The following is a 14,021-nucleotide window of genomic DNA, read 5'->3' on the forward strand; positions in this document are numbered from 1 at the left end:
GCTGGGAGCGTTGCGGATCAGGCCGATACGCGCGGGATGGTGTCGTCGGCGCGCAGGGTGAAGATCTCGTAGCCGGTGTCGGTGACCAGCAAGGTGTGTTCCCACTGCGCCGAGAGTTTGCGGTCCTTGGTGATCGCGGTCCAGCCGTCACCCAGCACCTTGGTGTCGGCCTTGCCCTGGTTGATCATCGGTTCGATGGTGAAGGTCATGCCGGCCTTCAGTTCCATGCCGGTGCCGGCGCGACCGTAGTGCAGGATCTGCGGTTCTTCGTGGAACACCTTGCCGATGCCGTGACCGCAGAATTCGCGAACCACCGAGAAGCCATTCTTTTCCGCGTGCTTCTGGATGATTTCGCCGATATCGCCGAGGCGGCAGCCAGGTTTGACGATCTCGATGGCCTTGTACATGCATTCCTGAGTGACTTGCGACAGGCGCTCGGCCCAGACCGGTACTTCGCCGACGTGGAACATGCGGCTGGTGTCACCGTGGTAACCGTCCTTGATCACGGTCACGTCGATGTTCAGGGTGTCGCCGTTTTTCAGCGGTTTGTCGTTCGGAATACCATGGCAGACCACATGGTTGATCGAAGTGCAGATCGACTTCGGGTAACCCTTGTAATTCAGTGGGGCGGGGATGGCCTGCTGCACGTTGACGATGTAGTCGTGGCAGATCTGGTTCAGTTGATCGGTGGTAACGCCCGGTTTGACGTGTTCGGCAATCATTTCCAGCACATCGGCGGCCAGTTTGCCGGCGACACGCATGCCAGCGATGTCCTCGGGGGTTTTGAGGTTGACGGTCATACAGGCTCTCTCTGCGCTCGGCGGCGCTTGTTGATACGTATTGGGTGGCACATGTGCGTTTTGCGACCCTGAAAAACCCGATTCTAACAGACGAAAGGAGCAAATCCGCGCCTGCGTGCATCGTGTCTCTCTATACAATGGTGCGCTTGAAGGCGATTCCAAGGGGGTTGCGTCCATGTCCCGGGTGCGATTACAGATTCCGGGTTCCGTTTCTGCGCACCCTGTGGTATAAAATGCGCCGCTTTCCGGGGATACCCCGAAAAGCTTAAATCCACACACGTGTCGACACGATGACCTGGGTGCTTTTGGCTTTATGCCACTGGTTGGTCATTGGGATACGTGGAGGCCAAACCCGACTTATTAAGGAACTATCATGTCCCAAGTCAACATGCGCGATATGCTGAAGGCCGGTGTGCACTTCGGTCACCAAACCCGTTACTGGAATCCGAAAATGGGTAAGTACATTTTCGGCGCGCGTAACAAGATTCACATCATCAACCTTGAAAAAACCCTGCCAATGTTCAACGAAGCTCTGACTTTCGTAGAGCGTCTGGCCCAGGGCAAAAACAAGATTCTGTTCGTCGGCACCAAGCGTTCCGCTGGCAAGATCGTTGCTGAAGAAGCAGCACGTTGCGGTTCGCCGTACGTCGATCACCGCTGGTTGGGCGGCATGCTGACCAACTTCAAAACCATTCGTGCTTCCATCAAGCGTCTGCGTGACCTTGAAGTTCAAGCCGAAGACGGTACTTTCGCCAAGCTGACCAAGAAAGAAGCGCTGATGCGCTCCCGTGACCTGGAAAAGCTGGATCGCTCCCTGGGCGGCATCAAGGACATGGGCGGTCTGCCTGACGCACTGTTCGTGATCGACGTTGACCACGAGCGCATCGCGATCACCGAAGCCAACAAGCTGGGCATCCCGGTCATCGGCGTTGTCGATACCAACAGCAGCCCGGAAGGCGTTGACTACATCATCCCAGGTAACGATGACGCCATCCGCGCTATCCAGCTGTACATGGGTTCGATGGCTGACGCTGTTATCCGTGGTCGCAACAACGTTGCTGGCGGCACTGTAGAATTCGCAGCTGAAGAAACTCAGGCTGCAGCTGAGTAATTGACGCCTTGGCGTTGACTCAGTAAGCAAAAAGGGGGCTTGGCCCCCTTTTTGCCACCTCGAAAACCATTTGTCGGCGGCGCAGCTACAGCATCTGTAACGTGCAGCGGCTACAAGCTGGTTCGGGAAGAATTGAACGCCCGTTCGATCGGGTGGAATGGTTGAAAACCTATCCAAGAGGAATTTGAAAATGGCAGCAATTACTGCAGCGTTGGTTAAAGAACTGCGCGAGCGTACCGGCGAAGGCATGATGGACTGCAAGAAAGCCCTGGAAAAGGCTGACGGCGACATCGAAAAAGCCATTGATGACATGCGTGCTTCGGGCGCGATCAAGGCTGCGAAAAAGGCTGGCAACGTTGCCGCTGAAGGCGCAATCGCAATCAAGGACGACGGTAAAGCTGCCGTTATCCTGGAAGTGAACTCGCAGACCGACTTCCTGGCCCTGCAAGACGACTTCAAAAACTTTGTTGCTGCCAGCGTTGAAAAAGCCTTCGCTGACAAGCTGACCGACGCTGCTCCGCTGATCGCTGCTCAAGAAGCCGCTCGCGAAGCACTGGTTGCCAAAGTAGGCGAGAACGTCAACATCCGTCGTCTGACCCGTATCGAAGGTGACGTTGTAGGTTCGTACCTGCACGGCAACAAGATCGGTGTTGTTGTGGCTCTGAAAGGCGGTGACGTCGAGCTGGCCAAAGACATCGCGATGCACGTAGCTGCCAGCAACCCTGAGTTCCTGCTGCCTTCGCAAGTTTCGGCTGAAGCGATCGAGCGTGAAAAAGCTGTGTTCATGCAGCTGAACGAAGAGAAGATCAAAGGCAAGCCAGAAAACATTGTTGAGAACATGGTCAAAGGCCGTATCAGCAAGTTCCTGGCAGAAGCGAGCCTGGTTGAGCAGGCGTTCGTCAAGAACCCTGAAATCAAGGTTGGCGAGCTGGCCAAGAAAGGCGGCGCAGAAATCGTTTCCTTCACCTACTTCAAAGTAGGCGAAGGCATCGAGAAGCCGGTCGACAACTTCGCTGAAGAAGTTGCTGCCCAGCTGGCTGCAGCCAAGCAATAAGACGGTTTTTCAACTGTCGCCCGAAAGAGGCTGCCCGCTCACGCGCGCAGCCTCTTTTCAGATGGGGTTACCAATTTTTAATTGGTTTCCACTTGGAACTGACTTACAAAGCCATGTTCCGATGGCGCTGAAGCAGCGCCAAGCTAGAGTGAACGCCAGCTGTAAACAGCTCGCAAAGAATTTTTAATACGCCGCAGGAGAGATTCGCAATGGCTCAGCAGGGCAGTGGTTATCAGGCTCGCTATAAACGCATTCTACTCAAGCTTAGCGGCGAGGCCCTGATGGGCTCGGAAGAGTTCGGGATCGATCCGAAGGTTCTGGATCGCATGGCGCTGGAAGTCGGCCAACTGGTCGGTATCGGCGTTCAGGTCGGTCTGGTGATCGGCGGTGGCAACCTGTTCCGTGGCGAGGCCTTGAGCAAGGCTGGCATGGATCGGGTGACAGGCGATCACATGGGCATGCTGGCCACTGTGATGAATGCCCTGGCCATGCGCGACGCGCTGGAGCGTGCCAATATCTCGGCCATCGTGATGTCGGCCATTTCCATGGTGGGCGTAACCGATCACTATGATCGTCGCAAAGCCATGCGCCACTTGAACTCCAAGGACGTGGTGATTTTCGCGGCCGGTACCGGCAACCCGTTCTTCACAACGGATTCGGCAGCCTGCCTGCGCGCCATTGAAATCGACGCCGATGTCGTGCTCAAGGCAACCAAGGTCGATGGCGTTTATACCGCTGACCCATTCAAGGACCCGCATGCCGAGAAGTTCGATCATCTGACTTATGATGAAGTACTGGATCGCAAGCTGGGTGTAATGGATCTGACAGCTATTTGCCTGTGCCGCGATCACAAGATGCCGCTGCGCGTATTCAACATGAACAAGCCCGGCGCCCTGCTGAACATCGTACACGGCGGCGCTGAAGGAACCCTGATCGAGGAAGTTCAACAATGATCAACGAAATCAAGAAAGACGCCAAAGAGCGCATGACGAAGTCCGTTGAGTCTCTGGCTCACAACTTCGGCCGTATCCGTACCGGCCAGGCGCACCCAAGCATTCTGGAAGGCGTGATGGTGCCGTACTACGGCGCGGACACCCCGATCAAGCAAGTCGCCAACATCACCGTCAAAGACGCCCGTACCCTGCAAGTGGTTGCGTTCGAGCGCAACATGCTCGGTGCTGTCGACAAGGCGATCGGCAGTGCAGGTCTGAACCTGAACCCGACCAACCTGGGTGAATTGCTGCTGATCAGCATGCCGGCCCTGACCGAAGAAACCCGTCGTGGTTTCACCAAGCAGGCGCGTGATGTGGCCGAAGACGCCCGTGTTGCCGTGCGCAACATCCGTCGCGATGCCAACAGCTCGCTGAAGGATCTGGTCAAGGAAAAGGAAATCAGCGAAGACGAAGAGCGTCGCGCCACTGGCGAAATCGACGATCTGACCAAGAAGTACGTGGCCGAGATCGACGCGAAACTGGCTGAGAAAGAAAAAGACCTGATGGCCGTATAAGGGTCGAGTTTTAATGGACAAGACCAAGCAGACTGCGCCGTCCGCGGTGCCGCGCCATGTCGCGATCATCATGGATGGCAACAATCGCTGGGCGAAAAAACGCTTTATGCCGGGTGTCGCCGGGCATAAAGCGGGCGTGGATGCTGTACGGGCAGTGATCGAGGTGTGCGCTGAGGCCCAGGTCGAAGTGCTCACCCTGTTCGCGTTTTCCAGTGAGAACTGGCAGCGCCCGGCCGATGAGGTCAGCGCCTTGATGGATCTGTTCTTCAAGGCGTTGCGTCGTGAGGCCAAGCGCCTCAACGACAACAACATCAGCTTGCGGATCATTGGCGATCGTTCGCGCTTCCATCCTGAGCTTCAGGCGGCGATGCGCGAGGCCGAAGCCATGACCGCCGGTGCCAACCGCTTCATTCTGCAGATCGCAGCCAACTACGGCGGTCAGTGGGATATCGCACAAGCTGCGCAGCGTCTGGCGCGGGAAGTCCAGGCCGGACACCTGCGTCCGGAGGACATCACGCCGGATCTGCTGCAGACCTGTCTGGCCACCGGCGACCTGCCGTTGCCGGATCTGTGCATTCGCACGGGTGGTGAGCACCGCATCAGCAATTTCCTGCTGTGGCAGCTGGCCTACGCCGAGCTGTACTTCTCCGACCTGTTCTGGCCGGACTTCAAACACGATGCCATGCGCAATGCGCTGGCCGATTTCGCTTCGCGTCAGCGTCGCTTCGGTAAAACGAGTGAGCAGATTGAAGCTGGAGCCCGGGTTTAATGCTTAAACAACGAATCATCACTGCGCTGATCCTGTTGCCGATCGCCTTGTGCGGTTTTTTCCTGCTCGAAGGTTCCGGCTTTGCGCTGTTCATCGGGCTGGTGGTCAGTCTGGGCGCGTGGGAGTGGGCGCGGCTTGCCGGTTTCAATGGCCAGACGTTCCGTGTCGGTTATGCCGCCGCGGTCGCGCTGATGCTGTTCGTCATGTACATCTTGCCCGGCCTCGCGCCGTGGGTGCTGGGCGCGGCAGTACTGTGGTGGATGGTGGCGACCTGGCTGGTACTGACCTATCCGCAGTCGAGCGAGCACTGGTCCAGTGCGGCGACCAAGCTGGTGATCGGTCTGTTGATCCTGTTGCCGGCCTGGCAAGGCCTGGTGCAGATCAAGCAGTACCCACTGGGCAACTGGTTGATCATGGCGGTGATGGTGCTGGTCTGGGGCGCAGATATTGGCGCTTACTTCTCCGGTCGAGCTTTCGGCAAGCGCAAGCTTGCACCGCAGGTCAGTCCGGGCAAGAGCTGGGAAGGTGTCTATGGCGGTCTGGCGCTGAGTCTGGTGATTACCGCCATTGTCGGTCTGGTACGCGACTGGACGGTTGCCGAGCTGCTTAAAGGCCTGATCGGCGCTGCGCTGATCGTGTTCATTTCCGTTGTCGGTGATCTCACCGAAAGCATGTTCAAACGCTCATCCGGCATCAAGGACAGCAGTAATCTGCTTCCGGGTCATGGTGGCGTGCTTGATCGTATCGACAGCCTCACGGCGGCGATTCCGGTATTTGCCGTGCTGTTGTGGATGGCTGCACCGTGAGTCGCCCACAGCAGATTACCGTCCTTGGGGCGACCGGCTCGATCGGTCTGAGCACCCTCGATGTCATTGCTCGTCACCCTGAGCGCTATCAGGTGTTCGCACTGAGCGGCTTCACTCGCCTGAGTGAGCTGTTCGCCCTGTGTGTGCGCCATGTGCCGCAGTTCGCCGTGGTGCCGGAAGTCGCTGCCGCGCGCGGCCTGCAGGACGACTTGCGTGCGGCCGGTCTGCCGACCCGTGTGTTGGTCGGGGAGGAGGGCTTGTGTCAGGTGGCTGCAGCCCCTGAAGTCGATGCGGTCATGGCGGCGATTGTCGGTGCGGCGGGGTTGCGCCCGACGCTGGCGGCGGTCGAGGCCGGCAAGAAAATCCTTCTGGCCAACAAAGAGGCGCTGGTGATGTCCGGCGCCTTGTTCATGCAGGCGGTACGCAAGAGCGGCTCGGTGCTGTTGCCGATCGACAGCGAACACAATGCGATTTTCCAGTGCATGCCTCAGGATTTTGCTCGTGGGTTGAGCTCAGTGGGCGTGCGTCGGATTTTACTGACAGCCTCCGGCGGTCCCTTCCGGCAGACGCCGATGGCCGAGCTGGCGCATGTTTCGCCTGACCAGGCCTGCGCCCATCCGAACTGGTCCATGGGGCGCAAGATCTCCGTGGATTCGGCCAGCATGATGAACAAGGGGCTCGAATTGATCGAGGCCTGCTGGTTGTTCGATGCAAGGCCGTCGCAAGTCGAGGTCGTGATTCATCCGCAGAGCGTGATCCATTCGCTGGTCGACTATGTGGACGGTTCGGTGCTGGCGCAATTGGGCAATCCCGATATGCGTACGCCGATCGCCAACGCCCTGGCCTGGCCGGAGCGCATCGATTCGGGCGTGGCACCGCTGGATCTGTTTGCAATCGCGCGTCTGGACTTCGAAGCTCCGGACGAGCAGCGTTTCCCTTGCCTGCGTCTGGCGCGGCAAGCTGCCGAAGCGGGTGACAGCGCGCCGGCGATGCTTAACGCGGCCAACGAAGTAGCGGTGGCGGCGTTTCTCGACGGACGGGTACGTTACCTGGAAATCGCGAGTATCATCGAGGAAGTCTTGAGTCTGGAGCCGGTGGTGGCCCTGGACGATCTCGAAGCCGTGTTTACTGCGGATGCGAAGGCGCGGGTTCTGGCCGGGCAATGGTTGCAGCGTCACGGTCGATAGATTTTGCTACAAAATGGCTACACGCGGCACTGAACGGGATTGCGGAGAAAATAGATGAGCGCGCTCTATATGATTGCCGGCACCCTGATCGCCTTGGGTGTGCTGGTCACCTTTCACGAATTCGGCCATTTCTGGGTCGCGCGTCGCTGTGGCGTCAAGGTTCTGCGATTTTCCGTGGGCTTTGGCATGCCGTTGTTGCGCTGGCACGACAGGCAGGGCACCGAGTTCGTGGTTGCCGCGATTCCGCTGGGTGGCTATGTCAAGATGCTCGACGAGCGTGAGGGCGAGGTTCCACCCGATCAGCTCCATCAGTCGTTCAATCGCAAGTCCGTGCGTCAGCGCATCGCCATTGTCGCTGCCGGCCCGATTGCCAACTTCCTCCTGGCACTGGTGTTTTTCTGGGTGCTGGCCATGCTGGGCAGCGAGCAGGTGCGTCCGGTCATTGGTGCAGTCGAGTCCGGCAGCATTGCGGCAAAGGCCGGTTTGAGCGCGGGCGAGGAAATCGTCGCGATTGATGGTGAGCCGACTTCCGGTTGGGCTGCCGTGAATCTACAACTGGTGCGCCGCCTCGGTGAGAGTGGTTCCCTGCAATTGCTGGTGCGCGAACAAGGCTCGAGCGCCGATTCGCCGCGAACGCTGGCACTGGATAACTGGCTCAAGGGTGCTGATGAGCCCGATCCGATTCGTTCGCTGGGTATTCGTCCATGGCGTCCGGCCCTGCCGCCGGTGCTGGCCGAGCTTGACCCGAAGGGGCCGGCACAGGCTGCCGGGCTCAAGACCGGTGACCGGTTGCTGACCCTTGATGGGCAGGCGCTCAATGACTGGCAGCAAGTGGTTGATACGGTTCGTACGCGTCCTGATACCAAAATCATGCTGCGCATCGAGCGCGACAGTGCTCAAATCGACGTCCCGGTGACTTTGGCAGCGCGTGGTGAAAGCAAGTCGCCAAGCGGCTATCTGGGTGCTGGCGTGAAAGCGGTCGACTGGCCGCCGGAGATGATCCGCGAGGTCAGTTACGGGCCGTTGGCCGCTATTGGCGAGGGTGCCCGTCGCACTTGGACCATGAGCATTCTGACGCTGGATTCGCTGAAGAAAATGCTGTTCGGCGAGCTCTCGGTAAAAAACTTGAGTGGACCGATAACCATTGCTAAAGTGGCGGGCGCTTCTGCCCAGTCGGGCGTCGCTGATTTCCTGAATTTCCTTGCTTATCTGAGTATTAGCCTGGGGGTTCTGAATTTGCTGCCCATCCCTGTACTGGATGGGGGGCATTTGTTGTTTTATCTGATCGAGTGGGCGCGTGGTCGTCCCTTGTCGGATCGGGTGCAAGGTTGGGGGATACAGATCGGTATCAGTTTGGTGGTCGGGGTGATGTTGCTTGCTCTGGTCAACGATCTGGGTCGACTGTAACGCTTCGCTGAATTGCGAATCTGCCGCATTTTGCGGCAGTTTGTTTATTGCCAGTTGGAATAAGAAAGGACTTCATGAAACGTCTGCTGCTAACTGCGGTTCTCACCGTATTGATGATCGCCGAAGTTCACGCCGAGTCCTTCACTATCTCTGATATTCGCGTCAACGGCCTCCAGCGGGTCTCCGCGGGTAGTGTCTTTGGTGCCTTGCCGTTGAACGTCGGCGAGCAGGCGGATGATCGTCGCCTGGTGGAATCCACTCGTGCGTTGTTCAAAACCGGTTTCTTTCAAGATATCCAGCTGGGCCGCGAAGGCAACGTTCTGGTAATCACGGTTGTCGAGCGTCCATCCGTCGCAAGTATCGAGATCGAAGGTAACAAGGCGATCTCTACCGAAGACCTGATGAAAGGCCTCAAGCAATCCGGTCTGGCCGAAGGCGAGATCTTCCAGCGTGCCACCCTCGAAGGCGTGCGTAACGAGCTGCAGCGCCAGTACGTCGCGCAGGGTCGTTACTCGGCTACCGTCGATACCGAAGTGGTGTCGCAGCCGCGTAACCGCGTCGGTCTGAAAGTGAAGATCAACGAAGGCACCGTTGCCGCCATTCAGCACATCAACGTGGTGGGCAACACGGTTTTCCCTGAAGAAGACCTGACCGACCTGTTCGAACTGAAAACCACCAACTGGTTGTCGTTCTTCAAGAACGACGACAAGTACGCCCGTGAAAAGCTTTCCGGTGACCTGGAGCGTCTGCGTTCCTACTACCTGGACCGCGGCTATATCAACATGGATATCGCTTCGACCCAGGTGTCCATCACCCCGGACAAGAAACACGTCTACATCACCGTCAACGTGACCGAAGGTGAAAAGTACACCGTTCGTGACGTCAAGCTCAGCGGTGACCTGAAAGTCCCTGAAGACCAGGTCAAGTCCCTGTTGCTGGTGCAGAAGGGCCAGGTGTTCTCGCGCAAGCTGATGACCACCACCTCCGAACTGATCACCCGTCGTCTGGGTAACGAGGGCTACACCTTCGCCAACGTCAATGGTGTGCCTCAGCCGCATGACGACGATCACACGGTGGACATCCTGTTTGCTGTCGATCCGGGCAAGCGTGCCTATGTCAACCGCATCAACTTCCGTGGCAACACCAAGTCCGAAGACGAAGTGCTGCGTCGCGAAATGCGTCAGATGGAAGGTGGCTGGGCTTCGACCTACCTGATCGACCAGTCCAAGACCCGTCTTGAGCGTCTGGGCTTCTTCAAAGAAGTGAACGTCGAGACGCCGGCCGTTCCGGGTGTCGACGATCAGGTTGACGTGAATTACGCCGTTGAAGAACAGGCTTCCGGTTCGATCACCGCCAGCGTCGGTTTCGCCCAGAGCGCCGGTCTGATCCTCGGTGGTTCGATCACCCAGAACAACTTCCTCGGTACCGGTAACCGCGTCAGCGTGGGCCTGACCCGCAGCGAATACCAGAGCCGCTACAACTTCGGCTACGTTGACCCGTACTGGACCGCCGATGGCGTGAGCCTGGGTTACAACGCGTTCTATCGCACCACCGACTACAAAGACCTCGACGTCGACGTAGCAAGCTATGCGGTCGACAGCCTGGGTGCCGGCGTCAACGTTGGCTACCCGATCAGCGAGACTTCGCGTCTGACCTTTGGCCTGTCGGTTCAACAGGACGAGATCAAGACCGGTACCTACACCGTTGACGAGATTTTCGACTTCGTTAACAAGGAAGGCGACAAGTACCTGAACTTCAAGGCGTCGGCCGGCTGGTCCGAATCGACCCTGAACAAAGGCGTCCTGCCGACCCGTGGTCGCTCCCAGAGTCTGACCCTGGAAACCACCGTGCCTGGCAGCGACCTGTCGTTCTACAAGCTTGATTACCGCGGTCAGCTGTTCCAGCCGATCAGCGAGAACTACACCCTGCGTCTGCACACCGAGCTGGGTTATGGTGACGGCTACGGTGGTACTGACGGCTTGCCGTTCTATGAAAACTACTATGCTGGTGGTTTCAACTCGGTACGTGGCTTCAAGGACAGCACCCTCGGCCCGCGTAGTACGCCGAGCCGTGGTACCAACCCGGGTACGCTGGCTGACCCGGATCAGGATCCACTGCCGTTCGGTGGTAACGTCCTGATCCAGGGTGGTGTCGAGGTTCTGTTCCCGCTGCCATTCGTGAAAGATCAGCGTTCCCTGCGTACTTCGGTATTCTGGGATGTGGGTAACGTATTTGACTCGCAGTGCAAGGACACTACCAATGCGAACGGCTCGACGTCGAACACCAAGTGCAACGACATCAGCCTGAGCAACATGGCCAGTTCCGTTGGTGTGGGTGTGACCTGGGTCACCGCACTGGGTCCTCTGAGCTTCGCGTTGGCCATGCCGATCAAGAAGCCGGATGAGGCTGAAACTCAAGTGTTCCAATTCTCCCTCGGCCAGACGTTCTAAGCGTCTGACCCAAGATAACGACAATGGATTTTGTAGGAGTGCATCGTGCGTAAGTTGACTCAATTGGTTCTCCTGGCCTCCTTGATGGTGGCAGGCCCGGCATTTGCCGACATGAAAATTGCCGTTCTGAACTATCAGATGGCCTTGCTGGAATCGGACGCGGCCAAGAAATACGCCGTGGATGCCGAGAAGAAGTTCGGTCCGCAACTGACCAAGCTGAAGACGCTGGAAAGCAGCGCCAAGGGCATTCAGGACCGTCTGATGGCCGGTGGCGACAAAATGCAGCAAGGCGAGCGTGAGCGTCTGGAGCTTGAATTCAAGCAAAAGGCCCGTGACTTCCAGTTCCAGTCCAAGGAGCTGAACGAAGCCAAAGCCGTTGCCGACCGCGAAATGCTCAAGCAACTGAAGCCGAAACTGGATAGCGCAGTGGAAGAAGTCATCAAGAAAGGTGGTTTTGACCTAGTGTTCGAGCGTGGCGCAGTGATTGATGTCAAACCTCAGTACGACATCACGCGCCAGGTCATCGAGCGCATGAATCAGCTGAAGTAACCCATGACCGTGACTATCAAGCTCGGCCAGTTGGCCGAGTTCCTCGGCGCCACCTTGCGTGGCGACCCTGAGACGCAAATTACTGGGCTAGCCACTTTGCAAGAGGCTGGCCCAGCTCAGTTGAGCTTTCTGGCAAACCCTCAATATCGCAAATACCTGGCGGGCTCGCAGGCAGCAGCTCTGTTGCTCAAAGCGGCCGATGCCGAGGGCTTTGCCGGTAATGCATTGGTGGTGCCGGATCCTTATCTGGCTTACGCACGCATTTCTCATCTGTTCGATCCCAAGCCAAAAGCCGCAGCGGGTGTTCACCCGACAGCGGTGATTGCGGCGGATGCCGTGGTTGATCCAACCGCCAGCATCGGTCCGTTCGTGGTGATCGAGGCGGGGGCGCGGATTGCTGCCCACGTGACGCTGAGTGCGCATTGCGTAGTTGGCGCGCGCAGCGAAATCGGCGAAGGCGGCTGGCTTGCTCCGCGAGTGACGCTGTATCACGACGTGCGCATCGGCAAGCGCGTGGTGATCCAGTCCGGTGCGGTGCTCGGTGGTGAAGGCTTCGGCTTTGCCAACGAGAAGGGTATCTGGCAGAAAATCGCCCAGATCGGTGGCGTGACCATCGGCGACGATGTGGAGATTGGCGTGAATACCGCCATCGACCGCGGTGCGTTGGCCGATACCGTGATCGGTAATGGCGTGAAGCTCGACAATCAGATCCAGATTGCCCACAACGTTCAGGTCGGTGATCACACCGCCATGGCCGCGTGCGTGGGGATCTCCGGCAGCACCAAAATCGGTAAGCACTGCATGCTCGCCGGTGGTGTCGGCCTGGTTGGGCACATTGATATCTGCGACAACGTTTTCCTGACCGGGATGACCATGGTGACCCACTCGATTACCGAGCCGGGTGCCTATTCTTCTGGAACAGCCATGCAACCGGCGGCCGAATGGCGCAAAAGCGCGGCCCGCATCCGTCAGCTCGACGATATCGCGCGACGGTTGAAACAACTGGAAAAGCGCGTAGGGGAAGTGACCCCTGACGGTAATGCTTCATCAGATGGCTGATACCATTTCCATATCAAGTGTGCACAGCCTCTAGACTGCCTCCTTGATTTGCTAGAGGAGTGCGCGTCAGTCGCGCTCCCAATCTTTACATAGGCTTCCCCCCGAAATGATGGACATCAACGAGATTCGCGAATACCTGCCTCACCGTTACCCGTTCCTGCTGGTGGACCGGGTGGTGGAACTGGACACTGAAGGCAAGCGCATTCGCGCCTACAAGAATGTCAGCATCAATGAACCGTTCTTCAATGGTCACTTCCCGGCGCATCCAATCATGCCGGGCGTGCTGATCATCGAAGCGATGGCTCAGGCTGCCGGGATCCTCGGTTTCAAAATGCTTGATGTGAAGCCGGCCGATGGCACGCTTTACTACTTCGTCGGTTCCGACAAACTGCGTTTCCGTCAGCCAGTGCTGCCGGGCGACCAACTGATCCTGGAAGCGAAATTCATCAGTTGCAAGCGTCAGATCTGGAAGTTCGAATGCCAGGCATCGGTTGATGGCAAGCCGGTCTGCTCGGCTGAAATCATCTGTGCGGAACGCAAGCTATGAGTTTGATTGACCCTCGCGCAATCATCGATCCGTCGGCCGTTCTGGCTGACGGCGTCGAGGTCGGCCCGTGGTCGATCATCGGCGCAGGTGTGGAAATCGGCGAGGGTACCGTGATCGGGCCGCATGTGATCCTCAAAGGCCCGACCCGCATCGGCAAGCACAATCGTATCTACCAGTTTTCCTCGGTAGGCGAAGACACGCCTGATCTGAAATACAAGGGTGAAGAAACCCGCCTGGTGATCGGTGACCACAACGTCATCCGTGAAGGCGTCACGATTCACCGCGGCACGGTACAGGATCGTTCCGAAACCACCCTGGGCGATCACAACCTGATCATGGCCTATGCCCACATCGGTCACGACAGCGTCATTGGCAATCACTGCATCCTCGTCAACAACACCGCGCTGGCCGGCCATGTTCATGTTGATGACTGGGCGATCCTCTCCGGCTTCACCCTGGTTCACCAGTATTGCCACATCGGCGCCCACAGCTTTTCCGGCATGGGCACGGCGATCGGCAAGGATGTGCCTGCGTTTGTCACCGTGTTCGGCAACCCGGCCGAAGCCCGCAGCATGAACTTCGAAGGCATGCGCCGTCGCGGTTTCAGCGAAGAGGCGATTCACGCCTTGCGTCGCGCCTACAAGACTGTTTATCGCCAGGGGTTGACGGTTGAACAGGCTTTGGCGGAACTGGCCGAACCTGCTGCCCAGTTCCCGGAAGTCGCAATGTTCCGTGACTCCATCCTGTCGTCGACTCGCGGCATCACCCGCTGATC

At 58.0% G+C, this 14,021-nt stretch carries 14 protein-coding genes; 13 read left to right on the forward strand and 1 reads right to left on the reverse strand.

Translation table 11 applies throughout. From position 1 onward, the window contains the following. Nucleotides 1-17: 17 nt before the first annotated feature. On the reverse strand, nucleotides 18-800 hold the full coding sequence (gene map / locus PseuLF5_RS07570; RefSeq protein ID WP_007964271.1) for a type I methionyl aminopeptidase: 783 nt from the start codon (nucleotides 798-800) through the stop codon (nucleotides 18-20). Nucleotides 801-1,173: 373 nt separating this feature from the next. Between map and rpsB the strand changes: the two genes are divergently transcribed. The 13 genes from rpsB (at nucleotide 1,174) to lpxA (ending at nucleotide 14,019) form a co-directional block, all read left to right on the forward strand. Then, a complete protein-coding gene (gene rpsB, locus PseuLF5_RS07575) occupies nucleotides 1,174-1,911 on the forward strand; it encodes a 30S ribosomal protein S2 (protein WP_003222119.1) in 738 nt (245 codons plus the stop codon). A 190-nt stretch (nucleotides 1,912-2,101) separates the two neighbouring features. Further along, nucleotides 2,102-2,965, forward strand: a complete 864-nt coding sequence (gene tsf, locus PseuLF5_RS07580) for a translation elongation factor Ts (protein ID WP_123465078.1) — start codon at nucleotides 2,102-2,104, stop codon at nucleotides 2,963-2,965. Between the two features lie 209 nt (nucleotides 2,966-3,174). Further along, a complete protein-coding gene (gene pyrH / locus PseuLF5_RS07585; RefSeq protein ID WP_011332683.1) occupies nucleotides 3,175-3,918 on the forward strand; it encodes a UMP kinase in 744 nt (247 codons plus the stop codon). Then, nucleotides 3,915-4,472 (forward strand): ribosome recycling factor, encoded by a 558-nt coding sequence (frr, locus tag PseuLF5_RS07590; protein WP_123465080.1) that lies wholly within the window; start codon nucleotides 3,915-3,917, stop codon nucleotides 4,470-4,472. The genes pyrH and frr overlap by 4 nt, the downstream gene beginning before the upstream one ends. A 13-nt stretch (nucleotides 4,473-4,485) precedes the next feature. Next, entirely contained in the window at nucleotides 4,486-5,241 is a 756-nt protein-coding gene (uppS, locus tag PseuLF5_RS07595; protein WP_340133306.1) for a polyprenyl diphosphate synthase, read from the forward strand. Continuing rightward, the gene (locus PseuLF5_RS07600) at nucleotides 5,241-6,047 is read left to right on the forward strand and encodes a phosphatidate cytidylyltransferase (protein ID WP_340133307.1); all 807 of its coding nucleotides are present in this window, start codon (nucleotides 5,241-5,243) and stop codon (nucleotides 6,045-6,047) included. Before uppS ends, PseuLF5_RS07600 begins: the two co-directional genes overlap by 1 nt. Continuing rightward, nucleotides 6,044-7,234 carry a 1-deoxy-D-xylulose-5-phosphate reductoisomerase gene (ispC, locus tag PseuLF5_RS07605; protein ID WP_123465084.1) on the forward strand — a complete coding sequence of 397 codons (1,191 nt, stop codon included), beginning with the start codon at nucleotides 6,044-6,046 and terminating at the stop codon, nucleotides 7,232-7,234. Before PseuLF5_RS07600 ends, ispC begins: the two co-directional genes overlap by 4 nt. Nucleotides 7,235-7,288: 54 nt before the next feature. Next, nucleotides 7,289-8,641: a sigma E protease regulator RseP gene (rseP, locus tag PseuLF5_RS07610; RefSeq protein ID WP_336347039.1), complete on the forward strand. Its 1,353-nt coding sequence runs from the start codon at nucleotides 7,289-7,291 to the stop codon at nucleotides 8,639-8,641. A 74-nt stretch (nucleotides 8,642-8,715) separates the two neighbouring features. Next, nucleotides 8,716-11,091: an outer membrane protein assembly factor BamA gene (bamA, locus tag PseuLF5_RS07615; protein ID WP_250603099.1), complete on the forward strand. Its 2,376-nt coding sequence runs from the start codon at nucleotides 8,716-8,718 to the stop codon at nucleotides 11,089-11,091. Nucleotides 11,092-11,136: 45 nt separating this feature from the next. After that, entirely contained in the window at nucleotides 11,137-11,640 is a 504-nt protein-coding gene (locus PseuLF5_RS07620; RefSeq protein ID WP_007908849.1) for an OmpH family outer membrane protein, read from the forward strand. A 3-nt stretch (nucleotides 11,641-11,643) separates the two neighbouring features. Next, nucleotides 11,644-12,699 carry a UDP-3-O-(3-hydroxymyristoyl)glucosamine N-acyltransferase gene (lpxD, locus tag PseuLF5_RS07625; protein WP_123465092.1) on the forward strand — a complete coding sequence of 352 codons (1,056 nt, stop codon included), beginning with the start codon at nucleotides 11,644-11,646 and terminating at the stop codon, nucleotides 12,697-12,699. A gap of 106 nt (nucleotides 12,700-12,805) precedes the next feature. Next, on the forward strand, nucleotides 12,806-13,246 hold the full coding sequence (gene fabZ / locus PseuLF5_RS07630) for a 3-hydroxyacyl-ACP dehydratase FabZ (RefSeq protein WP_003222142.1): 441 nt from the start codon (nucleotides 12,806-12,808) through the stop codon (nucleotides 13,244-13,246). Continuing rightward, the gene (gene lpxA, locus PseuLF5_RS07635) at nucleotides 13,243-14,019 is read left to right on the forward strand and encodes an acyl-ACP--UDP-N-acetylglucosamine O-acyltransferase (RefSeq protein WP_123465093.1); all 777 of its coding nucleotides are present in this window, start codon (nucleotides 13,243-13,245) and stop codon (nucleotides 14,017-14,019) included. The genes fabZ and lpxA overlap by 4 nt, the downstream gene beginning before the upstream one ends. The last annotated feature ends 2 nt before the right edge of the window (nucleotides 14,020-14,021 follow it).

Origin of the sequence: Pseudomonas sp. LF-5 (genome assembly GCF_037626295.1) — a bacterium.
Classification (GTDB): Bacteria; Pseudomonadota; Gammaproteobacteria; order Pseudomonadales; family Pseudomonadaceae; genus Aquipseudomonas; species Aquipseudomonas monsensis.